21 protein-coding genes are annotated in these 24,954 nt (G+C 46.9%); 8 read left to right on the top strand and 13 right to left on the bottom strand.

The genetic code is table 11. The features are described 5' to 3' along the window. Positions 1 to 268: 268 nt before the first annotated feature. From rpsR to QUA34_RS21975, 4 genes are all read right to left on the bottom strand, one after another. Positions 269 to 484: a 30S ribosomal protein S18 gene (rpsR, locus tag QUA34_RS21990; protein WP_006631377.1), complete on the bottom strand. Its 216-nt coding sequence runs from the start codon at positions 482 to 484 to the stop codon at positions 269 to 271. A gap of 168 nt (positions 485 to 652) precedes the next feature. Beyond that, a complete protein-coding gene (gene rpmG / locus QUA34_RS21985) occupies positions 653 to 841 on the bottom strand; it encodes a 50S ribosomal protein L33 (protein ID WP_006631376.1) in 189 nt (62 codons plus the stop codon). A gap of 38 nt (positions 842 to 879) precedes the next feature. Then, positions 880 to 1,413 (bottom strand): RDD family protein, encoded by a 534-nt coding sequence (locus QUA34_RS21980; RefSeq protein WP_333081785.1) that lies wholly within the window; start codon positions 1,411 to 1,413, stop codon positions 880 to 882. Positions 1,414 to 1,526: 113 nt separating this feature from the next. After that, the gene (locus tag QUA34_RS21975; protein WP_190658612.1) at positions 1,527 to 1,769 is read right to left on the bottom strand and encodes a DUF7219 family protein; all 243 of its coding nucleotides are present in this window, start codon (positions 1,767 to 1,769) and stop codon (positions 1,527 to 1,529) included. A gap of 361 nt (positions 1,770 to 2,130) precedes the next feature. Between QUA34_RS21975 and QUA34_RS21970 the strand changes: the two genes are divergently transcribed. After that, positions 2,131 to 2,985, top strand: coding sequence for an SGNH/GDSL hydrolase family protein (locus QUA34_RS21970; RefSeq protein WP_333389227.1), 855 nt, complete (start codon positions 2,131 to 2,133; stop codon positions 2,983 to 2,985). A gap of 116 nt (positions 2,986 to 3,101) precedes the next feature. On the opposite strand, the gene QUA34_RS21965 is transcribed toward QUA34_RS21970, so the two are convergent. The 3 genes from QUA34_RS21965 to QUA34_RS21955 all read right to left on the bottom strand — a co-directional run bounded on the left by QUA34_RS21965 (position 3,102) and on the right by QUA34_RS21955 (position 7,313). Beyond that, on the bottom strand, positions 3,102 to 4,001 hold the full coding sequence (locus tag QUA34_RS21965) for a DUF4436 family protein (RefSeq protein WP_333389226.1): 900 nt from the start codon (positions 3,999 to 4,001) through the stop codon (positions 3,102 to 3,104). Between the two features lie 231 nt (positions 4,002 to 4,232). Beyond that, positions 4,233 to 5,729, bottom strand: coding sequence for a carotenoid oxygenase family protein (locus QUA34_RS21960; RefSeq protein WP_333322711.1), 1,497 nt, complete (start codon positions 5,727 to 5,729; stop codon positions 4,233 to 4,235). A 129-nt stretch (positions 5,730 to 5,858) separates the two neighbouring features. Beyond that, positions 5,859 to 7,313, bottom strand: coding sequence for a folate/biopterin family MFS transporter (locus QUA34_RS21955; protein ID WP_333322710.1), 1,455 nt, complete (start codon positions 7,311 to 7,313; stop codon positions 5,859 to 5,861). A gap of 148 nt (positions 7,314 to 7,461) precedes the next feature. Here QUA34_RS21955 and QUA34_RS21950 point away from each other — a divergent pair, with 148 nt between their 5' ends. The 4 genes from QUA34_RS21950 to QUA34_RS21935 all read left to right on the top strand — a co-directional run bounded on the left by QUA34_RS21950 (position 7,462) and on the right by QUA34_RS21935 (position 12,828). Beyond that, positions 7,462 to 7,941: a hypothetical protein gene (locus tag QUA34_RS21950; protein ID WP_333322709.1), complete on the top strand. Its 480-nt coding sequence runs from the start codon at positions 7,462 to 7,464 to the stop codon at positions 7,939 to 7,941. Between the two features lie 45 nt (positions 7,942 to 7,986). Next, positions 7,987 to 8,448 carry a cupin domain-containing protein gene (locus tag QUA34_RS21945; protein WP_333322708.1) on the top strand — a complete coding sequence of 154 codons (462 nt, stop codon included), beginning with the start codon at positions 7,987 to 7,989 and terminating at the stop codon, positions 8,446 to 8,448. A 6-nt stretch (positions 8,449 to 8,454) separates the two neighbouring features. Continuing rightward, positions 8,455 to 9,120, top strand: a complete 666-nt coding sequence (locus tag QUA34_RS21940) for a class I SAM-dependent methyltransferase (protein WP_333322707.1) — start codon at positions 8,455 to 8,457, stop codon at positions 9,118 to 9,120. A 351-nt stretch (positions 9,121 to 9,471) separates the two neighbouring features. Continuing rightward, positions 9,472 to 12,828 carry a Calx-beta domain-containing protein gene (locus QUA34_RS21935; protein WP_333322706.1) on the top strand — a complete coding sequence of 1,119 codons (3,357 nt, stop codon included), beginning with the start codon at positions 9,472 to 9,474 and terminating at the stop codon, positions 12,826 to 12,828. A gap of 289 nt (positions 12,829 to 13,117) precedes the next feature. Here the strand turns inward: QUA34_RS21935 and QUA34_RS21930 are convergent, their stop codons facing one another. The 6 genes from QUA34_RS21930 to kdpA form a co-directional block, all read right to left on the bottom strand. Further along, a complete protein-coding gene (locus QUA34_RS21930; RefSeq protein WP_333322705.1) occupies positions 13,118 to 14,356 on the bottom strand; it encodes a sodium:proton antiporter in 1,239 nt (412 codons plus the stop codon). A 175-nt stretch (positions 14,357 to 14,531) separates the two neighbouring features. Beyond that, entirely contained in the window at positions 14,532 to 15,674 is a 1,143-nt protein-coding gene (locus QUA34_RS21925; RefSeq protein WP_333389225.1) for a universal stress protein, read from the bottom strand. Positions 15,675 to 15,848: 174 nt separating this feature from the next. After that, positions 15,849 to 16,478 carry a K(+)-transporting ATPase subunit C gene (gene kdpC / locus QUA34_RS21920; protein ID WP_333389224.1) on the bottom strand — a complete coding sequence of 210 codons (630 nt, stop codon included), beginning with the start codon at positions 16,476 to 16,478 and terminating at the stop codon, positions 15,849 to 15,851. Positions 16,479 to 16,519: 41 nt separating this feature from the next. Continuing rightward, entirely contained in the window at positions 16,520 to 16,789 is a 270-nt protein-coding gene (gene kdpF / locus QUA34_RS21915; protein WP_333322702.1) for a K(+)-transporting ATPase subunit F, read from the bottom strand. Between the two features lie 157 nt (positions 16,790 to 16,946). Continuing rightward, positions 16,947 to 19,040 (bottom strand): potassium-transporting ATPase subunit KdpB, encoded by a 2,094-nt coding sequence (gene kdpB / locus QUA34_RS21910; RefSeq protein ID WP_333322701.1) that lies wholly within the window; start codon positions 19,038 to 19,040, stop codon positions 16,947 to 16,949. Between the two features lie 69 nt (positions 19,041 to 19,109). Next, on the bottom strand, positions 19,110 to 20,870 hold the full coding sequence (gene kdpA, locus QUA34_RS21905) for a potassium-transporting ATPase subunit KdpA (protein ID WP_333322700.1): 1,761 nt from the start codon (positions 20,868 to 20,870) through the stop codon (positions 19,110 to 19,112). Between the two features lie 434 nt (positions 20,871 to 21,304). On the opposite strand from kdpA, the gene QUA34_RS21900 reads away from it, so the two are divergent. From QUA34_RS21900 to QUA34_RS21890, 3 genes are all read left to right on the top strand, one after another. Next, entirely contained in the window at positions 21,305 to 22,405 is a 1,101-nt protein-coding gene (locus tag QUA34_RS21900; RefSeq protein WP_333322699.1) for a HAMP domain-containing sensor histidine kinase, read from the top strand. Then, positions 22,402 to 23,094 (top strand): response regulator transcription factor, encoded by a 693-nt coding sequence (locus QUA34_RS21895; protein WP_333322695.1) that lies wholly within the window; start codon positions 22,402 to 22,404, stop codon positions 23,092 to 23,094. Before QUA34_RS21900 ends, QUA34_RS21895 begins: the two co-directional genes overlap by 4 nt. Positions 23,095 to 23,299: 205 nt before the next feature. Continuing rightward, on the top strand, positions 23,300 to 24,954 hold a 1,655-nt coding region (locus QUA34_RS21890; RefSeq protein ID WP_333389223.1), incomplete at its 3' end, for a DUF4347 domain-containing protein.

The raw sequence follows: 24,954 nt of genomic DNA, 5'->3' as shown, positions 1-24,954 counted from the left end.
TATCGAGTTTCGAGCTTGCGATTTTAGATTTTGGATATTGGCAATTTTTCTGGTCAATTGTGAAAGTTAAAATCTAAAAAGTTGTTTTTTCTTCTTGCTTTTTTTTTAACTTTTGACTTGTGATTAAGACTTGCGCTGCGGCGACTCTTAACCCTATTTCGCGATTATTTCGCTGCATTCTTGCTGCACTACTAATTACAGAAAGACGTTTTTTTCGCGCAAGTCTTATTCCCAGTCCAAAATCTAAAACCCAAAATCCCAAATCCTGTTAACCTTCTTGGTTTACGAAGGGCATCAAAGCTACAATTCTTGCTCTTTTGATGCTTCTGGTCAGGTCTCGCTGCTGTTTTGCTGTCAAACCGGTAATCCGGCGGGGCAAAATTTTACCGCGTTCTGTGACGTATTTTTTGAGCAAATCGACATCTTTGTAGTCGATCGGGTCTCCTGGTTTGATGGGCGAAACGCGCCGGCGAAAATAAGTCATGGTTTGTTGTTTGTTGACTGTTGTTTGTTGACTGTTGATTGTGAGTTTTTAGTTATTAGCCGTTAGTTGCTAGCCGTTAGGAAAGCATTGGTTAGTTATTTGCTTTTCGCGGCTCAATATCAATTGCCAACAACTGATGACTGATGACTAAGGACTAATGACTAATCACTACTTGATCTCTTTGTGGGCAGTGTGGCTGTTGCAATGGGGGCAGAACTTTTTGAGTTCCAGCCGCGCCGTCGTGTTGCGACGGTTCTTGGTGGTGGTGTACCGAGACACGCCTTTTGAGCGTTTGCTTACGTTTGTACGGCACTCAGTACACTCTAGAGTAATTATGATGCGGACGCCTTTAGCCATAATTCTAAATAAATTTCGACTAATTTAAACACAATTTATTATCTTCTCACATTGCTCTGCACTTGGTCAAGCAATCTTCTAACTTTGATGTCGAGGGAGTAGCCACGGCGGGTTCCGACGACGATCGTCCCGCCGATGCGATCGTGGAAAGCTTGGGGAAATCTTTCGGCGGAGGTGAGGGCAACGCTACAGTCGATCGCCAGGGGCAGCATCAGCAGCAAGACGGCGGCGTTGGTAGATGTGAGTCCACCTATACCTGCGAAGGCTAAGGCGGCGCAAAAGCCCAGTAAGGCTTCGCGCTTGCAGAGTTCTTGCACTCCGGGAGTCCGGTGGAATCTGGTATCGGCAATTTTCATGTCCAAGGCCCAGCGCCCCAGACTTTGACCTTGGTTTTTCCTGACGATGGCTACGCGCATGATCAGCCACAGCAGGACAAAAAATATGGTTTGGACGATCGCATTATTGCCCAGAAGCAAACTGGGCAGCCAAACTGCGATTCCGTCGATGCAGAGGGCCGCGGCGCGGCGGCCGACGGATACTTTGGGAAGGAGGGGTACTAAATCGGAACTCATAGGCAAAAAGGTCGAGCGCCACTAGCTACTTTTTCATTTTTCATCTTAAGCTGTGGATTAATCGATCGGCATCAATGGCGCGTAACTCAACTTCCAAGCCAACCGCTAATTATTCAAGCTGAAAATGGATTTTCGCCAATTCCCAACTGCTTTTTCGACTTTTCCACCTGTTCCCACAGTGTTTGGATCTGAGTAAATGCCTGTTCCACAGAGATTTTACCGTTAGATGTCAAGGAACTGATGTAACCCACTCGCTGAGAAAACTCTTGTAAATTCGCATTAAATACCAAATTCTCTGGTTTTACCTCACCGTAATAGCGATTTTGAGGATATAAAAAATTTGAATTTGCTACCATTGCTTTAACCTCGCATGAAAAGTTGTTTCCTGAACTAATCAATAATATTATAAACTGCGAACACCTGCTCAAGTTGTGCCGTAAGTAGCAGAAATCATGTGACATTGGGCGAACTTTTTTGTGATGGGAATTACACGGACTGATCGGGGCAACAAAAACCTCAGTGATTTCACCTGTACAACTTACGCAGGCGGGGTCAACAACCAGGTTTCTGCCTTAAGGCTTATAACTTAGGATGTGGCGTCCAAACCAGGTTTTTGTTAGTCCATGACTGAGTTATTGAAATAAGTGACAAAAACCCCTGCAATGGATAATATTATTGCAGACATAAATAGTTAGAGTTTTAATAGGAATCTGCGTAATGTCTCCCAATGCGCTATCGCCCCGTCCCAAACCCCGGCTGAGGCAATTTTTAATTAGACTTGCCATTGCCGTAATTGCTGCTGTTATCGCCTTCAACCTTCCTCACTCCTTAATTCCAGTGTTTAAAGAATCCGTATCCCAAGCAACGCCGGCACCAGAAATCCAGAACTTGCTCACTGGCAAGCGCAAAATTGTGATAGTGGGCGACAGCATCACCGAGGCGGGGAAATACCCCGGAGGTTACGTTTGGCTGCTGGAACGCTATCTGAATGCCCTTTATCCCGATCGCAAAATCGAAATCATCAACGCCGGGATCGGCGGTAACAAATCGACTGATATGCAAGCGCGCTTCCAGAAAGATGCGATCGACCAAAAGCCAGGTTTAGTGATGATTAATGTCGGAGTCAACGACGTTTGGAACGCTTTCATAGACTTCCCAAACAATCAGTTTTATCCGGAAGGCAACTGGTCCGCGGGAGTGCAAGTGGCAGAATATCGGGAGAAAATAACTCAAATGGTGCTGGCCGCAAAAGCCGCAGGAATTCGAGTTGTACTGCTTTCTCCTACTCTGATAGGGGAAAGTATCGACGGCCCAGAAAATCGCAGGTTGCAACAGTATGTTGCCGCGATGCGAGAAATTGCGTTAGAGAATCAGTGCTTGTTTATTGATTTGAATACGCCTTTTCGGGAAGTTATCGGCACGTATCAAAAGCACGCGGGCAAGACTCTGAATTTGTTGGCTGCAGATGGAGTGCACCCCAATCAATCGGGATATCGAATTATGGCTTTTACTATCTTGCGCGGTTTGGGCGTACCCGCAAAGGATATTGAGAATTTGGAAGTCAAAAATTGAATCTTTGAATTTAGTTAACAGTTGACTGTTGGCTGTTAATTGAAAGTATCAAAGCTACAAGCCCCCTGATTTATATCGGGGGTAAATTATTCCAATATAAAATCTAAAATCTAAAATCATTCAATCGGCGGATGATACCGCTTTAACCAACAGCTACCGATAATCACCAACGCCACCACAACTATAATTTCCGTCCAAAAAAAGGAAAGGAAATCGCTGGCAGTTCCCACGGGAGGCACCCCCGGTTGAGCGTTGCGAATCGCGGGAAAAGCAAACAGCATGACAGCAGTCCAACTCAACATTCCCACTTCCGGCAACTTGCCTGATTTCATCACTTTCAATGCTAGCAAAAGCGCCATAATTGACAGCACCCACATGATCACAATTATCACTAACGCAAAGAATTTCACCGGCAGCGATCGAGTTGCAGAAACATCGATATAAATAAAGATAGATGAATTCTCTTCCATCGGCTTATAGCTGATGTCGAAACCGGGAACATCGGCATTAAACTTAAATTCCAGCGGCACGGGATTCAGTTCAAAGGGAGCAAACTTTTTCCCAATCGAAGGCAGCGGGTCAATCGAAATAGCTACTTTAGCAATGTGCCTATCAAACGGGTAATTGTTAATTTTTCCTTTGACTAAGTTAAACTTCAATGCAGGGACAATCATCGGTTTACCTTCTTTAAAGGTAATTTCCGAATCCGGTACATTTGCGCCGTTAACTGTCATTAACAAGTCTTGAGCTGGGTAAGTTGGCCCTTTTTTATAGATACCTTTTAGTTCAAACTGCAAGCGGGCTTCTAATTCGTTTTTAATGGGATCAACGGCTATTAATGTCATTTTGACCTCAACCAAGCCTTTGGACGCTACAGTGCTTTCTGGAGATAGATTATAAGGCTCTTGAGCGTTAGCATTGTGAGAGTAAATAGATAAGATGATTGCGAAAATTGCGAGGAAAGTGCCAATTAAAATAAATATTTTTTTAAAATTAAATATGTTGATAATTTGCATTTATTATGATATTTTACATCTTGAATAGTTGTTAGCACTCCCAGCAGTCCGCCAGGGGTTTAAACCCCTGGCTCATAGCTAAAGTCGGTTGAAACCGACTAAAGAAACTCGATCGATAATAAATCTTGGTTTTAGTCCTCTTTTAGAGGACTTTCGCTGTGAGCCGGGGGTTTAAACCCCCGGCGGGCTGTGGCGCTCATCGGCGCAAGAACCAGGCGAATCAACGGGCAACTACGAACCGATAGGAAGCAGTACATTTGGTGTGAAACTTCCGTGCAAACCGTAGGGAATGTGCTGTTTTAAATGCAAGCGCGCTACCGGGCCTTTGGTGATGTCGCGAGCATCTAAAATCACTAAGGTCGATCGATGATTAGCTGCATCATACATTAAAACCAGCAGCCAGCCGTCATCCTCCGCAACAGCATCGGGACGGGTAACAAACACCGGTTCCCCCGCAAAACCGCGTGGTGCCGCACTCCAAATGTGCCTTTCACCAGTCACGAAATCAATTTTGAGGATAGCTTGCAAAGGAGCATTTCCCGTGGGAGCATCAGCAGCACCGATATAAAGATATCGGTAAGGCTGTCCGACATTATTGGGATGCAGAGTCGGAAACTCGCAGCACCGAGTTTCAACAACTTGATGCTGCACGGTTTTGTCTTGCAAATTTAACTTAAACCGCCACAATTCGCCTGCGGGGACGCTCTCAAAATCAACCTCGCGAAAATCGCCGTCCGCTTCTACTGTGGGAAATGATTCGTAACAAACTGAGTCAACAAAAACTTCGTCTCCTTCTTCCCAGGCGTTGCAGTGGTGGAAGACAAAACAAGGTTCGGTTTCTAATATCTTTACCTCGTCAGTGCCGTTGCGGGGAATTAAAATTGCTTGCGTTGGCTTGTTTGGCGAAAATTGAATGCACTGGGATGCACTCCGAAATCCTAACACGAAAAGCAGCGGATTGAAGCTGACGGGATTTTGGAAGAATATGCAGTAATTCGGGGTAATTACCATGTCGTGCAGGAAGGCAAAACCCGGTATTGCGTGGGCGTGACGCTGCAAAAGTTTGCCGCTTTCGTCGAGTTCGTAAATCGTGATGGTACTCGACAAACCGGGCTTGACCGAAAAGTTTACTAATCTGTCTCCTTTGCCATTTTTCCCTTTTTCAATTCTGGGGTGGGCGGCGAAGGCTTCACCGGGTTGTAAAATGCCGTCTAGAGTGTCTAAGCCGAGTGTTTCTAGGGTGCGGGGGTCGAGTCTGTAGGGCTGTGCGGCTTCCCAAAGTGCTAGCAGTTTGTCGCCCCAATAAATGATGTTGGTGTTGGCAATGTTTTTGATTTTGACATCAAAGATGTTGGCTAGCCAGCCCCCTGGCTTCTGTGTGCCGAAAACGCCTCGGTGGAGGATTTTTCCGGCTTTTTGTTCGGCGATATAGCCTTCTGTGTGTATGAATCGGTTGCGGAAATGGGCGCGACCTTCGGATATTGCGATCGCACAAACCATCCCGTCACCGTCAAACGGGTGGTGGATGCGCTGGCCGTTGACATCCAATAATCCCGGCCCGTTGCGAAAGAATGTGCCTTGCAAGCCAGCGGGGATTTCGCCTTCTATGTCGTCAATCCAGTAGTCGGATTCGTTGGGTTGGGATTCGTAACCGCGCTGCCAGTCTGTGCGATCGTATGATACGTTTTGAGCTGCGGTTTGAGATGCGGAAAGTTGTAAGTCTTGCATTGGTGTTACGGGAGCGAATTTTTTAACCGCAGAGAACACAGAGGGCGCAGAGAGAAGGAAAATCGGAGAATTTGGAAACACAGTTAAATTCATCCGTGTATCCGTGTCAAAATCCGTGTGTGCCTGCCTTTATTTGCTGTCTGCGGTGCGGCTTTGTGACCTTACTGTCGGTACTAAGTCGGGAAAGTATTCGGGCATGAAATGCTGTCCGCCTGGTTTGGAACTGCCGATTTCTGGTTCTAATACGGGAAGAGACTTTTGAGAATTTGGATCGGCGCTTTCTGTACTATCGGCGGGCAGCCAATTTAAGAAGGGTAGGGGCAGAAGTGTGGAGAGGTTTGTGATAACAATTAGCAGCCAGAGGTTATCGAAATTGCGATCGGTAATTCCTAGCAAGTGGGTCAAAAGTGCGCCGCCTTCGTGGGAAATAAGTCCTGCTAAGTTGGTGACTGACATCAATACGGCAAATAAAGTTGCTTCCACGCCTGGGGGACACAATCTGGCGGAGAGTACGAGCACCGGCATATAAGCAATTTGTCCGATTACTGTCAGGATCAGGCTGTCTCCGATGCTGAACCATTGATCGTCAATTCCTAAAGCTCTGTTGGCATGAGTTACTAATAATAAAGTAGTCATGCCCAAAGTAGCCGCAAGGACGGTTGACCAGCCAAAAATTACTCGAAATGGAACTGTTTTGAGGAAGCGTTGAAACAGCCAGATGCCGGCGAGGGCGGCAATGCTGGTAACGAGGCGCACTCGGCCCAGAAATTCTGGTTGAAAGCCTAATTCGTTGGTGGTGAAAAAGAAGAAGGCGGAGTCTGAGCTTGGGGTGGCTTGCCAGAGGAAGAGAAAGGCGGTGGGCAGCCAAATTGTTTTTTGGGTAACAGCTTGCCGCAGTTGTTTGAATTGGTCTTTGACTGTTTCAAAGTCGGTTCTTTTGTCGGTTTTTTCTTCGGCAATTAACCAAGCTGTTGCTGATACAATTAGCGGGAAAGATGCGGTGATTAAAAAGATAGTATGAGTGCTGAAGTGTTGCAGCAGGGAACCGCTGAGGTAGGCGGTAATTAGTCCGCCGAGGGCTGCAGCGCCCCAAGACAAGGATTGCAGGGAACCGGCGTCGGTAACGGATTCTTTTCTGGCCCTTTCGACTACCAGGGAGTCGGCGATTACGTCACTGACGGCGAGGGAGAGGGAACTCAGGGCGATCGCGCCTGTAGCTGCAAGCGGTGTGTGTACAATTGTTGCGAGGCTCACCCATGCTAAGGTTCCCAGCAGCCCGGAGAGGACGATGTAAGGGCGTCTGCGGTAGCCGAATATCGGTAAGCCGTCCGACATGAAGCCGAACACGGGTTTGATAATCCAAGGCAGGGCTACGACGCCCAGCATTGCCGAAACTTCTGCCGGACTCATACCTAGTTCGTCTTTGAGAAAGAAGCTGACGGCTAAGCGGGCTAGTCCGAGAATGCCTTGGACGAAGTAAATCAGTAAGATGGCTATGAGTTCGGGGGTTGGCTCATTCCCAAAGAATACTTTTTCTTTTAAAGATTCTTTGAGTTTGCTGACGCCGGAGGAGGAAACGAGCATTTTAGCAATATTTCTTAATGAATCTCAATATTTATAACACATTCTTAATGGCTTGCGGGAACTGTCGGAGGTGGGATGCGGAAGTGACGGGGAAGTGGCAGGTAATATAAAATTATGATGAGCTCGAATTAAAGGATTTTTGGTAGCAATGAAAGCAGAGATTAGAATTGTCTTTCTCGCAGCGACTTGGATTTTAGGAATGGGGGCTAATTTAGCCTCAGCAATACCCGTTGCTAACAAGCAAGGTGATTATCCGGTGCCACCTGCGAGACAGCGGGGCAACAGGCAGGTAAATTGGTTGGTTGTTGACTCTGATTCTAAAGGGTTAAATTGCCGGATGGCTCAGAGATTTCGATCGATTTCTGTAGACGGTTTGGATGCGCCTGCTGAGTTGTTTGAAAGAAATAAACATAATGTTTCGCAGTGGCCTGTGGTGACTGTTTTTCGGCGGGGACAGCGCTTGGAAGCGGTGACGGGAAATAATGCTAATCAAATTATGATTTCTGACTCTCAGGGCAAACCTTGGCTGCCGATTTCTACTGATAAGGGTAATTGTTTTGTGCGGGCTAACAGCCGTTTTATTAAACCGATTCGGGAAAATCCTACTACTTTGAAACCGTTAGAATAGCTAATTTTTTTTATAAAAGTGGGCAATTGGTGAAAGGAATGTTTTATGATTATCGATCCTAAAAATGTGCCACAAATTACGGGTTCCAAGTACCCTCAGCAATTCCAATCTGCTGTTGCGGGGAGAGTTAAAAAACGATTGGGCGATGCTGCCGGGTTGCAGAATTTTGGGGTGAATTTGGTGAGACTTGCGCCGGGAAGTTGTTCTGCTCTCAGGCATTGGCACACTCGTCAAGATGAGTTAATCTATGTTCTGGAAGGGGAAGTTACTCTGATTGCAAATTCGGGAGAGCAAGTGCTGAAACCGGGTATGGCGGCGGGTTTTCCGGCGGGTGATGCAGACGGGCATCATTTAGTCAACCGCAGCAATGCAGATGTTGTTTATCTGGAAATTGGCGATCGCACTCCGGGAGATAGTGCCGAATATCCCGATGATGATTTAATTGCCAAAGCTAGCGATAATGGTTGGATTTTTACTCGTAAAAATGGCGAGATTTATGAGGATTAAAAATTTATGAGTCAAGTGAATCTTTGGACTTCTGCGGAACACGCTTTGTGGTATCTTGCTAAAGCTGATGGAATTCCTCACCGCACTGAAGGTGAAGCGATTTTGTTGGAGGAAGTGCCGAAAAATGTGAAGCGAATTCTGGATGTGGGCACGGGAGACGGGCGGTTGCTGGGTCTGCTTAAGTGCGATCGACCAAATGTTGAATGTGTGGCGATCGACTTTTCGCCGACAATGCTGGAAAAAGCCAGAATTCGCTTTGCTGATGACCCGAATGTCACGATTATCGAGCACAATTTTGACGAATCGCTGCCGGATTTGGGCAAGTTTGATGCGGTGGTTTCTAGTTTTGCGATTCATCATGTAGCAGACGATCGCAAACGTTCGCTTTACACCGAGATTTTCGAGCTTTTGGAGCCCGGAGGCATTTTTTGCAATTTGGAACACGTAGCGTCAGCAACTCCCGCTTTGCATGATAAATTTCGAGAGGCAATTGGTATTAGCGATTCGCCAGATGATCCGTCTAATCAATTGCTTGATGTAGAAACGCAATTGCGCTGGTTTAGAGAAATTGGTTTTACCGATGCAGATTGTTATTGGAAGTGGCGGGAACTCGCTTTATTAGTTGGGGTGAAACCAGTCACCCCTGTCAACGTGGTGCAGAAGGCTCCCTAATGCTTGAAATTTCGTTGCAGCCGCAAACTCGCTTTGATTTTTTTCAATCGCGCGAGACAATAAACTTTGTTTATTATTGATCTGCAACCGATAGGATGACGTAAAGTTGATCGATCGCACCAGCTACACGGGCTGGGTGAAACCAGTTTCATAGCTAAACAAAACATTAGTAGATTGCAAAGCCTACGCACTTCCTTTAGCCAGCCCAACAGTGGAACTTAATAAAGTTGGTAGCGTCATAGATTCTAATTTGCAATATCGCACTACGCGCGATGGAAATCGCGATCGCTTCCGCTAACCCGCGAGATCCGCGCTAGAGCAACTCCGCTCAGTTAGCATCTATCAAAAAAAATGGCTACACTCGAAGGTACCCCCAACAACGATGTTTTAATTGGCTTTCCTGGAAGTAACTCCCTCTCCGGCAAACAAGGCGATGATACGCTGTTTGGCGCAGAAGGGGACGATCAAATCTTTGGCAACCAAGGTAATGACTACATCTTGGGCAACCAAGCCAATGATACCCTCTACGGCGGCAAAGACAGTGACAAGGTTCAAGGCGACGCAAACGAGGATTGGGTGTTTGGCGATAACGGTAATGATACCCTCGAAGGAGGGCAGGGCAACGATTTTGTGCGCGGCGGCAAAGAAAATGATTTGCTATCTGGAAATGAAGGCAATGATGTCCTATTTGGAGATAGCGGTGCCGATACCTTAAGGGGTGACGAGGGTGACGACATTTTTGTCATCGGGCGAGTACAAAATAATTCAGTTAATACCGGCAGTTCTACTCTTGCCAATGCTGACTTGATTGCCGACTTTAGCCTGGGTACAGACTTAATAGGACTCGATGGAGGCTTGGAATTTCAAGACTTGAATATCTCTCAAGGAACAGGCGATTTTGCCAGAGATACGATCGTTCGAGATAACGTGACAGGCGAATATCTCGCTATTTTAAAAGGTATTAACAGCAGCAGTATCCGAGCCGCCAATTTCACCACCTCACTCACTCCACTTACCTCAAACTCAACCCCCAGTATCTTAGAATTCAGCACCTCTAGCTACAGTGCCGACGAGGGCAAGAGTGGCACTTCCGAAATAGTCGCCACACTTCAACGCACTGGCAGCACCGAGGGGGCAGTCAGCGTTCAAGTGGAACTAGATACAACTTCCACAGCTACTGTTACCGAAGACTACATTAACAATCTGCCAGTTACTATCAACTTTGCCAGTGGCGAAGAATCCAAAACAGTATCAATTCCTCTTGTGGGAGATACGATTGTCGAACCAGACGAACAGATTAAAGTGAAATTGGTTAATCCTGTAGGTAGGGTAACTTTAGGAAGTCAGCCAACTGCTACTTTAACTATTATTAACGATGACATATCAATCCCCAGTCTCTTAGCATTCAGCACCTCTAGCTACAGTGCTAACGAGGGCAACAGTGGCAGTCCCAATCAAGTTGTCGCCACAGTTCAACGCACGGGCAGCCGTGAGGGGGCAGTCAGCCTCCAAGTGGAACTAGATACAACTTCCACAGCTACTGTTACCGAAGACTACATTAACAATCTGCCAGTTACTATCAACTTTGCCAGTGGCGAAGAATCCAAAACAGTATCAATTCCTCTTGTGGGAGATACGATTGTCGAACCAGACGAACAGATTAATTTGAAATTAGTTAATCCAGTAGGCAGGGGAATTTTAGGAAGTCAGCAAACTGCTAGCTTCACTATTATTAACGATGACATTTTGCCAACGGTCAGCATCGCTGCTATAGATGAGGCAGCATCAGAAACAGGCAACAATCCAGCCACTTTTCGCATCAGTCGCACGGGTGAGGGTGGCGGCAACTTAACAGTCAACCTAGCAATAGACGGTAGTAGCAACAATCCAACTAAACCTAGCGACTACACCCTCAGCGGTGGTGGCTTTTCTGTCAACAGTTCAAATGTCACTGTCACCATCCCTGAGGGACAAAATTTTGTAGATGTGAGCCTCACGGCTGTCGATGATATCCATGCTGAGGCACAGGAGACGCTGAAGCTGAAACTAGCAGATGGGAATTACCAAGTTGATGCTAACCAAAACAATACTACTGTCGCGATCGCAGCCAATGATACTGTAGTTGTCAATAGCAATGACAGCCTGATAGACTACAGTCTGGCAGAAGGTTCGTTTCGACAAGCACTGCTGAATGCTAACGCTTTTACTGGGAATGATACTATTACTTTCAATCTGCCAGCCGGGCCACAGACAATCAATCTCACAGGAGTATTACCTGAGATTAGTGGCGATGTCACTATTACTAATAACACTGGTTCTAGCAACTTGACAGTACGGCTGGATACGGGCGGAATTTACCGGATTTTCAAGGTAAACAGTGGAGTCAGTGCGACTTTTGATGGATTAACCATCGCCAATGGTTATACAAGAGACGGCGCCGGCATCTATAACGACGGTGGCACAGTCAATGTGACCAACAGCACTCTCTCTAACAACACTGTGACAGGTGACACTGTGACAGGTGGCAGGGGTGGTGGCATCTACAACAATGGCGGCACAGTAAATGCGACCAACAGCACTTTCTCTAACAACCGTTTGAGCAATTTCTTTAACCCCAATTTGAATCCCATCCCCAGTGGTGGTGGCATCCACAATGAGGGTGGCACAGTAAATTTGACTAACAGCATTTTCTCAGGCAACAGTGGCTTCGCACCAAGCAGAGGCGGTGCCATCTCAAACAATAGCGGCACAGTAAACGTGACGAACGGCACTTTCTCAGGCAACCGCGCTACCAATGGCGGTGGCATCTCTAACAATGGCCCAGGCACAGTCAAAGTAGCAAACAGCACTTTCTCTGGCAACGTTGGAGTGCGTTTTACCCTAGGGGTTCCGGCAGGAGTAAATGGTGCTGCCATCTCTAACCAAGGCGGTACTGTGGAGGTGACAAGCAGCACTCTTTCTGGCAACGATGCGGGCGGTGGCAGTGGTGGCGGCATTTATAACCGTGAGGGTGGCACAGTCAAAGTCACGAACAGCACTCTTTCTGGTAACACTGTCGGTAGTTTTTTTGAGAGTGGTTTGTTTGGTGGTGGCATTTATAACGATAACGGCACAGTAGAGGTGACGAACAGCACTCTCTCTGGAAACACAGCAACCAACGCAGGTAGCAGGGGTGCTGGCATCTATAACAAAGCTGGCACGGTAACGCTGACAAACAGCACTCTCTCCGGCAACAAAGCAAACCCCTCCAACAGTGTGCCATCATTTCCCTCGTTGTCTTCCCCTGCAAGTGGCGGTGGTATATGGAACGGCGGCACGGTGAATGTCAAAAATACTATCATCGCTCTCAACAGTGCCACCACTGACCCTGACGTTTTCGGCAGCTTCGCCAGCGGTGGCTACAACTTAATTGGCGACGGTACTGGCAGCACGGGTTTTACTGCTGTTGGCGATCAAGTTGGCACTGCTGCTGCACCTATTGACCCCCTACTAAACCCCCTGGCAGATAACGGCGGTTCGACTCAGACTTTGGCACTGCAACCGGCTAGTCCCGCTATTAATGGTGGCGACCCAGCTTTTGTTTTAACGTCTGGACCTTTTATCGGTCCTCCCTTCTACGACCAGCGGGGTATCTCTCCTTTTAATCGCGTTAGCGGGGGAATTATTGACATCGGCGCTTTCGAGTTCGAGTCTCCTCTTGTCCCTTAACACCTGTAAGATGCGTTGCAATGCCTTTGCTTTCAACTTAAGAGTGAGGGAATAACTCACGCACAGAAAGCAACGGTGTGCGCTTTGGGGGCGATCTAGAATTAAGATTTAGTAGGGTGCGTGACTCTCAATCATCTCACTGGTAAGTGAAGAACTCAAAGTCACACACCTTACTCAATTAGTCCTGGACGCAGAAACCAGTTTTTTTTAGGAAGAGACTGCATGGTTAATCTTTAATAGAAGCGAAAAACCCTGTTTTTAAAGGTATTTATGCGTCTAGGACTATGAATTAAATTAAATCCGGGACTTTAGGTTTGATTTGGCGCTCGTACCAGTTCATTAACGGGGTGGAAGTAATGCCGTGCAAAACCACAGAAATTATGATTGTTGTAAAGGTAATCCAGGCAATTTTTTCGGCGGTTTCGCCTTTTAAACCGTTACCAAAAGCATAGGTAAGATAATAGATAGAACCGACACCACGGATACCGAACCACCCGCAGAGCCAGCGGCTGGCGGGGTGCAAAGGACTGCCGATCGTACTAATCCAAGCTCCCACAGGCCGGATTATAAAAATCAACAATCCAGCTACTAGGAGGGCGTAGCCTCCATATGCCAACATAGGCTCTAAGCGCAAAAGTGAACCTAATAGTAAAATAGTTCCTACTTCCATTAACTTTTCTATACGCTCGGTAAAGTGCAGTTGGGAAAGCGGCTTTTCTGGGTTGCGGTAACTCCGCTGCACGACAATTCCTGCTACAAAAACGGCGAGAAATCCGTAGCCGTTGACTACTTCTGTGAGGGAATAGGTAAGCAGAATTGTGCTGAGGGCAATGAAATCTTCCATTAATTGATCGGCCGGTCTATAGTGTTGGAGTTGCCGATCGATCCAGGTGACGGCTTTAGCTACTAAAATACCCATAACGATACCTGCGGCGATCGCCCAAATCAAGTCAACTGCTACCCACTGCGCAAACCAGTTCGACCAGTTGTTATCTTTTAGCGAATAAATGCCGAAATAAACAAAGGGAAAAGCTAAAGCATCGTTCAAACCGCCTTCCGATGTTAAACCAAAGCGCAATTCATCGCGATCGTCTAGATGAGCTAACTGAACTTCTGAGGCCAAAACTGGATCGGTGGGAGCGAGAATTGCTCCCAGTAAAATCGCCGGGCCCCAATCTAATTTTACAAACCAATGACCGATAGCGGCCACTGCAAAAATAGAAATCGGCATTAAAAAACCGATCAGCCGCACTGTGGAATTCCAAGCCCAAAATTGCAGCGGGCGATTCATTTTTAAGCCGCAACTGAACAGAGAAACAATAACTACAAATTCTGTAAGCCTTTCTAAAAATTCAGCTTCGGGACGCAAGTCAATCAGCTTGACGCCGTAGGGTCCCAATCCGATACCGACAATTAGATAAATTAAGGCATAAGATACAGGCAATCGCGAAATCCAGCCGGAACCCAAGGTAACGGTAAGCAGGAGGATGCCAATAACTAGCAAGTTGAGAATGTAATCATCCACCATAGCGATTGCATTTTTAATCAGGTTACTAAGTGCGATTCTGGCACGTAAAATCTTCGGGCGCATCCACCGCCCGCTAGATTCAGCTATCCTCCGAAAGTTGCAGTTTTTATGCTAAATGACTAACAACTCACAACTCACAACTACTGACTACTGACTGCTGACTAATAACTAATGACTACTGACTTTTTTCGGTAGCGATGATGTGCAAATCTACGTGTTTGAGCGATCGCACTAACTGTTGAGTCAAAGAACCCCGCAGCAGCAAATGCCAGCGGGATTGCTGGCTTTCGCCGATCACAATTTGAGTAATGCGATACTGTTTAGCTACCTCCGAAATCACTTTGGCTATATTAGTCCCGTTTACCCGCAAAAATTGCCCCTTAAATTCTTGACATAGTTTCTCACAAGTTTCAACGTGCAAGCTTTCTGCTTTTGTTAAAAATCGGTCTGGATCGTTGACAAACACAGCATAAAATGGAGCATTCATGTAGCTAGCAATCCTCGCGCCCCGCCGCAGCAGTTGCAAGGAGTTCGGATAAGTTGAGATGCACACTAAAACTCGTTCGTGAATGTTGCAAGATTGACCTTTTAAAGTTGCAGCATCATCTTCCACATTGTCTGCGACTTCTCGCAGGGCGAGTTCTCGCAAAGCGATTAAATGACGGCGCTGGAAAAAGTTTTCTAAAGATTGTTCAATTTTTTCTGGAGCATAAATTTTGCCTTCTAGCAACCTTTCTTCTAAAGTTTCCGGCGTGACATCGACAACGACTATTTCGTCAGCATCTTCGAGGACGCGATCGGGCACTCGCTCTCGCACTACAACTCCGGTAATTCGAGCTACTAAATCGTTGAGACTTTCTATGTGCTGAATGTTGAGGGTGGAGAAAACATCAATTCCAGCCTTGAGAATTTGTTCGACATCTTGATATCGTTTTTCTCTCAGAGAACCCGGAATGTTTGTATGAGCCAGTTCGTCTATTAATGCTAATTGAGGACGGCGTTCGATGACAGCATCTGTATCCATTTCGGTGAGCATTTTTTCGCCGCGCCGCATTGGTTTTTTGGGTACTATCTCCAATCTTTCTGCTTTAGCTGCTGTCTCTTTCCGGCCGTGAGTTTCTAACAGTCCAATTACCACATCAATGCCTTCAGATTTGAGCCTGTGTCCTTCTTCCAGCATTCGGAAAGTTTTGCCGACACCGGGGGCCATGCCGATAAATATTTTGTGCTTTCCCCGGCGGGTAGTGCGATCGTAAGTGCGGTTCGGTTGGGCGTAAACCGCGTCTGGATTGTTGGTAAGTTCGCTAGAGTGAATCATAGCTGAGTAGTGAGTTGTGAGTTGTCAGTTGTCAGTTGTTAGTTGTCGGTTGACAGTTGTCGGTTGTCAGTTGTCAGTTGGCGGTTGTCAGTTGGTAGTTGGCGGTTGCTATAAATAACAAGTAACAAATGACTAATGACTAATGACTAAGGACTACTGACTATTGACTGTAAACTATTGTAAACGATCGAGAGCCAAATTCAGTTTCAGGACGTTAACTCCCGGTTCACCGAAAATGCCGAGAAATCTGCCATCTGTATTTTTGGCTACCAACATTTCTACTTGATTTAAATTCAGCGATCGTACTTTTGCTATCCGCTGAATTTGCGTGCGAGCTGCCTCTACACTAATGTGTGGATCGAGGCTAGAACCAGAGGTGTACACTAAATCAGCAGTTGGTTTGATACCAGCTTTGTTAAGGCGATCTAATTCAACTTGCACCCCTTTAAAACCATCTTTCTCATTGCCTCGCTTCAGCAAAACCGAGTTACTGGGGGCAAGGTTGCTAGCACCGGAAACGCCTGTTCTTTGACTAACATTTTCTCCCTTTGTCGGATCGTAATTTTCTGTCGCAAAGCTGCTGTAATTGGTGGTGCTGGGACGGCTCCAAAAATATCTTTCCGAGGAGAAAGGCTGACCGATTAAAGCAGAGCCAACTACAACTCCTTGCTTGGTAATTAAGCTGCCGTTTGCCTGGGAGTTGAAGGCCATTTGGCCGATTACTAGCAAGATTAAAGGGTAAATAAGGGCTGTAATTCCCCACAAAACCAGGGTAAGGCGAATGGCTCTAATTATTTCTCTCATAAATTACCTCGATCGGTTATTTGCTAAGGGTTAATTATTGACTAAAATCTTTCCGGCTGAAAGATGACTACGAACAAGTAAATAGAAAGGGCGATAATCACCAAACCTAGGAGACTTAAACCCCAGACAGCTTTTCGGGTCAAATCTTCACCCGCAGCAGCGTAGACAGCGGGGGCAACTATAGCATTGAAACACATTACTAGAAATAGCTGCACCGGGATTGGGTGGCGCTGCCAAAGCCTTTGTGTTAACTCAAGATTTTCTTGGAAATCTCTGGGAAAAACATCCTTTAGCAAATCATTTCGTTTCATAAATTCTCCTGATTTTGGGAATAAATATCGGTCTTTTTATTGGATGATTTTTTTGGTAAAATCGAGGCAGAGCCTCTGGATCTGCGTTGCCCGGCAGAGCCGGGGAACGAGATTAATCCGTGTATCCGTGTCAAAATCCTTGTCATGCTTTCCCGATCTATGCTAGCCCAACGGCGGTAATCAAAACATCAATAACTTTGATGGCGATAAACGGCGCGACTGCTCCGCCCAATCCGTAGATTAAAATATTCCGCTGCAACAGTTGATTTGCAGTCAAGGGTCTAAACTTTACACCAGTTAATGCTAGTGGAATCAAAGCGGGAATAATCAAAGCATTGTAAATTAATGCCGACAAAACTGCGGATTGACCGCTGGCTAAACCCATGACGTTTAAAGCCCCAACAGGGGAAAATATTGCCGGAATAATTGCAAAATATTTAGCGATATCGTTGGCTAGGGAAAATGTGGTCAGCGCGCCGCGAGTAATCAGCAATTGTTTGCCAATTGTAACTAAATCAATTAGTTTTGTGGGGTCTGAATCTAAGTCCACCATGTTCGCTGCTTCCTTCGCTGCTTGGGTTCCCGAATTCATCGCGAGTCCTACATTTGCCTGGGCTAGTGCGGGTGCGTCGTTGGTTCCGTCTCCTGTCATTGCTACTAATTTGCCTTCGGCTTGTTGCTTGCGAATTACGTCGATTTTGTCTTCGGGAGTGGCTTCGGCAATGAAGTCGTCAACCCCTGCTTCATCGGCAATTACTGATGCTGTAATTCGGTTATCTCCGGTGAGCATAATGGTGCGAATTCCCATTTTTCGCAGTTGGTCAAATCGATCGCGAATTCCCGGTTTGATGACATCTTTTAAATAGATAATGCCGTAGGTGTCGCTGCCTTGACAAACAGCTAAGGGTGTGCCTCCCAAGCGGGAAACTCGCTCGTAAGCTGCATCGAGATCCGGCCCGAAATTGCCGCCGCGCGATCGCACAAAACCCTTCACCGCATCAACCGCACCCTTGCGAAGCTCCGTCCCATCGGGCAAATCCGTGCCAGACATCCGCGTTTTTGCAGAAAAATCCAGCCCAGTGGCGTTAGCGCGATCGAAATCCACCTGTGCGCCCAAATTCTGAGCCAAACGGACGATCGACTTTCCCTCTGGAGTATCGTCAAACACGCTCCCATCCAAGGCTACCTGCGCCACTTCTTGCAGCGAGTGACCGTTAACCGGAATGAATTCTTCGGCTAAACGGTTCCCCAGCGTGATCGTCCCCGTTTTGTCCAAAATCAGCGTATTCACGTCGCCGCAAGCCTCCACAGCGCGTCCAGAGGTCGCTATCACGTTAAACTGAGCGACGCGATCCATGCCCGCAATGCCGATCGCGCTCAGCAAACCTCCAATGGTTGTTGGAATCAGCGCCACCAGCAGCGAAATCAGCGTCACCACGCCCACGGGAGTTTTCACATAATTTGCGATCGGCGGAATCGTCGAAACCACAATCAAAAACACCAGAGTCAGCACCGCCAGCAGAACCGTCAGCGCGATCTCGTTCGGCGTTTTAGAGCGTTCTGCGCCCTCTACCAGCGCGATCATCCTGTCCAAAAACCCCTTACCCGGATCTGCCATCACCCGCAGCGTCAGTTCGTCGGAAAGGATGCGCGTCCCGCCGGTAACGGAACTGGCGATGTCCGATCCGGGTTCCTTGAGCACCGGTGCGGATTCGCCAGTGATCGCAGATTCATCCACCGACGCGACACCTGCGATCACTTCGCCGTCGGCAGGAATGACATCGCCTGCGATCACTTTAATTTGGTCGCCGCGTCTCAGAGATGTCGAACTAACTTCTTGAATTGAACCGTCTGGTAGGAGTTTGCGGGCTGTTGTGTCGGCTTTGGTCGATCGCAGTGCATCTGCTTGCGCTTTCCCCCGCCCTTCTGCTATCGCTTCGGCAAAATTAGCAAATACCAAAGTAAAGAACAAAATAAACGTGACTAAACCGTTGAAAACTCTCTGATTTTCGCCGGGAACCGGGCCGAACAGCGTCGGGTCGATAGTTAATAATGCAGTCACAATTGTGCCAACCCACACCACAAACATCACCGGATTTTTCAGCATCACCCGTGGGTTTAGCTTGACAAAAGCTTGTTTAAAAGCTCTTTGATAAAGACCTTTTGTATTTGCTTTTGGCGTGTGCTTGCGAGACTCACGAGAGCCTCTAGCAGGTTTTTTTGGGGGATCAGGGGTATGGGAAGAAGTCATATCGATTGGGGATTTTTAATGAACCACAGAGAACACAGAGAAAGAGAAGAGTGAGGTTGAGAATTTTGGCTACTGAGGTGGAGGAGTTGGTGTTGCTAAGGGTGTTGTGGGTGCAGTTATCGGTGTCGGTTCAAATTTGCCGCTGCTAATTTCATATCCTTCGGCAATTGGCCCTAAAGCTAGAACTGGGAAAAATGTCAGCGCGCCCAGAATTATAATTACTCCTGCGGTGACGCCGGTGAACAAAACTGAATCGGTTCTGAGAGTGCCCGTTGTTTCGGGAACCAGTTGTTTGTTCGTCATGCTGTCAGCTAAAAGCAGTAGGGCAATAATCGGAACGTAGCGCCCCAACAGCAGGCTAAAACAGGTGCTTAAATTCCACCAAAGTCCGGTAGCTGCGGGTTGAGAGTCGGCCAATCCTTCCAAGCCAGAACCGTTGTTGGCTGCAGCCGAAGCGTATTCGTACATCACCTGGGAAATGCCGTGAAATCCCGGATTGCTGATGCCGCTCAAACTGTCGGTAAATGCGAGGGAAATGGCACCAGGGATTAAAACTGCGATCGGGTGAATTAACAAAACTACGCTGGCTAAAACAATTTCTCGTTTTTCAATTTTGCGTCCCAAAAATTCTGGCGTTCTCCCCACCATCAATCCGGTGAGAAACACGCTCAAAATGGAGTAAATAAACAAGTAAGCAGTTCCCGTTCCTTGTCCGCCCCAAACGATTTGCAGAAACAAATTAAACAGAGTAGCAAAACCACCGGGAGGCATTAAAGAATCGTGCATCCCGTTGACAGCGCCGCACATTGTCCCTGTCGTAGTGACAGCCCACAGTGCAGTCTCTGCCCAGCCAAATCTAACTTCTTTGCCTTCTAAATTTGGTTGTTGTGTGCCCAGTAAATTATTAATTTCAGGGTTGCCGCTGTACTCGCCAAATGCTGCAATCCCAATCAAGATAACGTAGATGCCAAACACCATCCAAAAAATCAGCCATCCCTGCTTTTTGTTGTTGGCAAACCTCCCGTAGGTGTGAATCATAGCTGTTGGTATAGAAACCATTGCTAGTGTTTCCAGCAGGTTTGTAAAAGGGTTGGGATTTTCAAAAGGATGAGCCGAGTTAATGGCAAAAAATCCGCCGCCATTTTCTCCCAGTTGTTTGATGCTTTCAAAGTGAGCTACTGGGCCGCGAGCAATGATTTGCGTGCCGCCTTCTAATGTACGAGCTACCGCCGGCCCTGCTAGGGTTTCTGGCACTCCCGACATTAGCAAAAGTAAGGCACTTATTAAAGAAAGGGGTAGCAGGATTCGGGTGATTGATTGAATTAAATCGATGTAAAAGTTGCCCAATGGACGGCCGGTTAATCCCCGGATAAAAGCAATCCCTACTGCTAAACCTGTAGCGGCTGAGGTAAACATTAAAAAACCCAGAGTTAACTGGGATAAATAAGTGAATGTTGTCTCGCCGGAGTAATGCTGTTGGTCGGTATTGGTAAGGAATGAAATAGTTGTGTGCAGCGCAGTATCCCAGGTTGGGGCAGTTAAGCCGGTGGCATTTAAAGGCAGCACTCCTTGAAGCATGAAAATTAGGAAAACAAATATGCCCATTGCTGCATTGCTGTACAGTAGCGATCGCGCATATTGCCAACCTGTCATCGAATCTATAGACCGGATATTGCTGGATTTATAGATGAGTTGTTCTAGAGGTTTAATAGCCGGGTCTAAAATGGTTGGTTCTCCCATGTACACCCGCGCCAGGTAATTACCAAAAATAGGGGCGATCGCTACTACAATGATTAGCGTTAATGCGATTTGAATTAATCCTTCAAGCATAACTGAGCCAATACTTCCTTAAAAGTGCAATCTGCTTTTAAAAATCAATATACTTGCCATTAGGATTTTTGATAATCAGCCCGCAGGTATAAGTTGCCGTTTACCCGTTATGCTTAGCTGCTATATATTTTTACGGACAGACAAATGTTTAACTATTTAGCAGTATCTATGCTGGCAGATATAGATGTTCTCTAAACGCTTGTTTTTGCGTCAAAAGAGACAAATTTCGGGAGCATCTCATATTTGTAAAAACACTTCTTCTGGCTCCTAAATTCTGACTCTTCCCTCCTGCCTCGCAGCAAGAGAGCCTCAAAACTCCAATTTTTATCTTGCTGCTTTCATTGAGATGCTCCCCAAATTTCGGCGATGAAAAACCGCAGGAATAAGGCAGAGAGTAGAGTGTAAATATAAAATATAAAATGGATGGATAAAGGATGTTAAGCAGCTTATTGAAAATCACAGACAACCAGGCAATTCAAGAGAAGTATTTGCGGGGGATGTGGTCGATCGCAAGTTTATTTGCGATCGTTGTAGTGCTGGAATTTACTACGCCGTCGGAGTATCTGTTTGGGTATTTATACACAGGGCCGATTTTACTGGCAAATTCGCGCTTGAGTCGGTTGGGTAAGTTACAGATTACGCTGGTAGCAGTAGCTTTGACGCTGTTAAATTTGTGTGTTCCTCCTGGAGAAATGATCGCCCTAGCGACAGTTGCAAATAGATCGATCGCAGTCATGGCTTTAGGGGTGACGGGATATTTGAGCGATCGCAACCACCAGTACCAAGAAGCGATCGCGATCGCTAAAGCTGAGTTGCAGTCGCAGCAGCAGCTAGCAAGCATCCGAGAAGATTTTGTCTCTACTTTGAGTCACGACTTAAAAACGCCGATGCTAGGGGCGATCGAAACAATTAAAGCTTTTCAGTCAGCAAAATTTGGGAATGTCACCGCCAGTCAGCAAAAAGTTCTCGAAACAATGGCGCGATCGCACAAAATGTCTCTACAATTAGTAGAAACGCTGCTGGATGTTTACCGCAACGATGCCGAAGGTTTAAAACTGCAACTTGCGCCCGTAAATTTAGTTGCTTTGGCAGAAGAAGTAATTGCCACCCTGATAGATTTATCGGCAGCGCGCCGGGTTTACATTAATATGAGTTACGGAGAGTCAGATTTCCGCCGCTCTTTGTGGGTAAACGGCGATGCAGTGCAACTTCAGCGCGTTTTTGCTAATTTGTTAACAAACGGAATTAACCATTCTCCTCGCGGCGGTAAAGTAGAAGTGGTGATGGAATTTTATTCAAGTTATCAGGTGGTGAAAGTTATTGACAGCGGGTTAGGAATTACTGCAGAGGAACTGCCCCGCTTGTTTGAACGTTTTTATCAAGGAAACGGCGATCGGCAAGCCAAAGGATCGGGATTGGGCTTATACTTATCTCGCCAAATTATTGAGGCGCACGGCGGTATAATTTGGGCAGAAAATAAATTGCCACACGGCGCTTTGTTTGGATTCCGACTCCCTGCTATCCCAGAGAAATGAAACCAGCTTATCCATTGCGAATTCTCCTAGTTGAAGACGACGAACTGTTTCGGTTGGGGCTGCAAACGCGGTTGCAGCAAGAAATTTGCTTGCAAGTAATTGCCGAGGCAGAAGATGGCGAAACAGCAGTAGAACTGACTCAGGAACACTTGCCCGATGTAGTGGTTCTCGATGTCGGTTTGCCGGGAATTGGGGGTATTGAAGCGTGCCGCCAAATTAAACAGCGACATCCAGCAATTCCCGTTTTAATCTTAACTTCTCATTCGCAAAAATCCTTAATTGAAAGATTGATTGGTGCGGGTGCTCAGGGCTATTGTCTCAAAGGAATTGCGGCGGAAACTTTGGTGTTGGCAATTCGATCGGTGGCGGCGGGCGCTTCGTGGTGGGATCAGGCCGCGACTGCGGAAATTCGGGCGGTTTTTGCTAATCCCGAACCTGTGAAAAATGGGTTAAAATCGGAACTTTTAGAGAATCCGCTGACGAAGCGAGAACAGGAAATATTAGCTTTAGTTGCGGCGGGAAAAAGCAATCAGGAAATTGCACAAATATTGTGCATTGCTCCGGGGACGGTGCGAGTTCACGTGCACGCGATTTTGCAAAAGTTAGAAGTGCGCGATCGCACTCAAGCAGCAGTGCTCGCTATTCAGAAAGGATTGGTTGCTGAAGAACTTTTGGCGATCGAACCCTAAAAGGTCAACTTTTGTACTGGGATTGTCGGTTTTTGAAATAATTAATTATTTGCTAAACGCGCCTCTACAAGATGAATCTGTAGCAGCTTCACGGAAAGTTAATATCAGTCTTGATTGTTAATTTTACTCATGACATTTAATGTGTGAATTTGCTAAGCTCGACACATCTTAATTTTCCTACGGTCATCTAACCAGAGGTGTAATTGTGCAAAATTTTACCAGTTCAGTTTTTAGTTCGATCGCCTTTCTCGATTCTGCTGTTCCAGATGCCCAAACTCTCCGCAACGGCATCGCAGCGGGGACAGAATTAATTATCCTTGATGCGGTCCGGGATGGAGTAGCACAAATTACTGAAGCGCTAGCGAGTCGCAGCAATATAAAAAGTATTCATATCATCTCCCACGGTCGCCCCGCGAGTTTGCTGCTAGGCGCGATCGATCTAAACTTGACAAATTTAAAAACTTATGCTAACCAATTGCAGCGTTGGTCGCGATCGCTGGCAGACAGTGGAGAGATTTTGTTGTACGGGTGCGATGTAGCGGCGGGCGAAAAGGGCGCTAACTTTGTGCAGCAACTGAGTCAGCTAACTAACGCAAAAATTGCTGCTTCTAGATCGCCGATCGGCAGTTCAGCTATAGGCGGAGATTGGGAATTAGATTATACAACGGGAGCGGTGTCATCTGGGTTGGCGATCGACCCAGCAACAAGAGCCACCTATCAATTTGCCTTCGGCCGTACCCTCTACGACGGCACAAACTATTCACCACTACCACCAACATCAGCAACCACACCAGGCATCGGGACAGCAGCCGGTACTCAATTAGCTTACGGGCAGATACCTCTACCTGCCCCAGTGGGTACTGCTCCCCTTGCCACTGGTGCGTTCTCGCCCAACACGGGCATTGATACTGCTAGCGTTACCGCCGCCAATAACACTACAGGCTATGCGGGCTACACCAACTACAGATACACTCCTACTCCTGCGCCAGGAACATTTACTCCAGTCAACGCAACTTTCCCGGCCCTCAACCTTACTAACGGCTATAGCGTCTCTTTCAACGTTGCAATTACCGCGGAAAACAGTGGTAGTGACGATCGAGCAGGTTTCAGCATCATCGCTATTAGCAGCGACGCTCCAAAAGGCATTGAACTCGGTTTCACCAACGGCAATCTCGGCCCTAACGGAGGCATTTTTGCCCAGCAAGATAATCCCCTGTTCACTCGCGGGGAAAATGCAGCTTTTAACATCAGCAATGCTACCGACTACAAACTGGTGGTTCAAGGCACGAGTTACAGCCTGTTTGCTGGCGGCACAGCATTGTTGACAAATCAGTCGCTGCGGAACTACGGAGCATTTAATCCAGCAACCAGCCAGCCTGCTTTACCCTTCAATCCCTACACCCAGTCAAGCTTTTTATTTTTCGGCGACGCCACGGATCAAGCAAGTGCCACTTTTACTCTCGGCCCCATCTCGGTTAATAATTTCCCGGTAGCCGTCAATGACAGCTACAGCGTCGTGCACGACAAAGTGCTCAGCCAATTTCCGGGAGTCTTAAGCAACGACACCGACGCCAACAGCGACCCGCTGAGTGCGACTTTAGTCACAGGCCCAACCAAAGGTACGATCATATTTAACCCCCTCGGCGACTTCACTTACACTCCTAACCCTGGCTTTGTCGGTACTGATAGCTTCACCTACACCGTTAGCGATGGGACTGATACTAGAACTGTCCCCGCCACGGTGAACATCAACGTTACCAATAATCAGCCCACAGCAAATCCTGACACCTACACGGTTCTGCACGATAAAGTTCTCAGCCAATTTCCGGGAGTCTTAAGCAACGACACCGACAGCGACTT

Origin of the sequence: Microcoleus sp. POL10_C6, from assembly GCF_036701585.1 — a bacterium.
Lineage (GTDB): Bacteria > Cyanobacteriota > Cyanobacteriia > Cyanobacteriales > Microcoleaceae > Microcoleus.
This window is presented reverse-complemented; position numbering and strand designations above follow the sequence as displayed.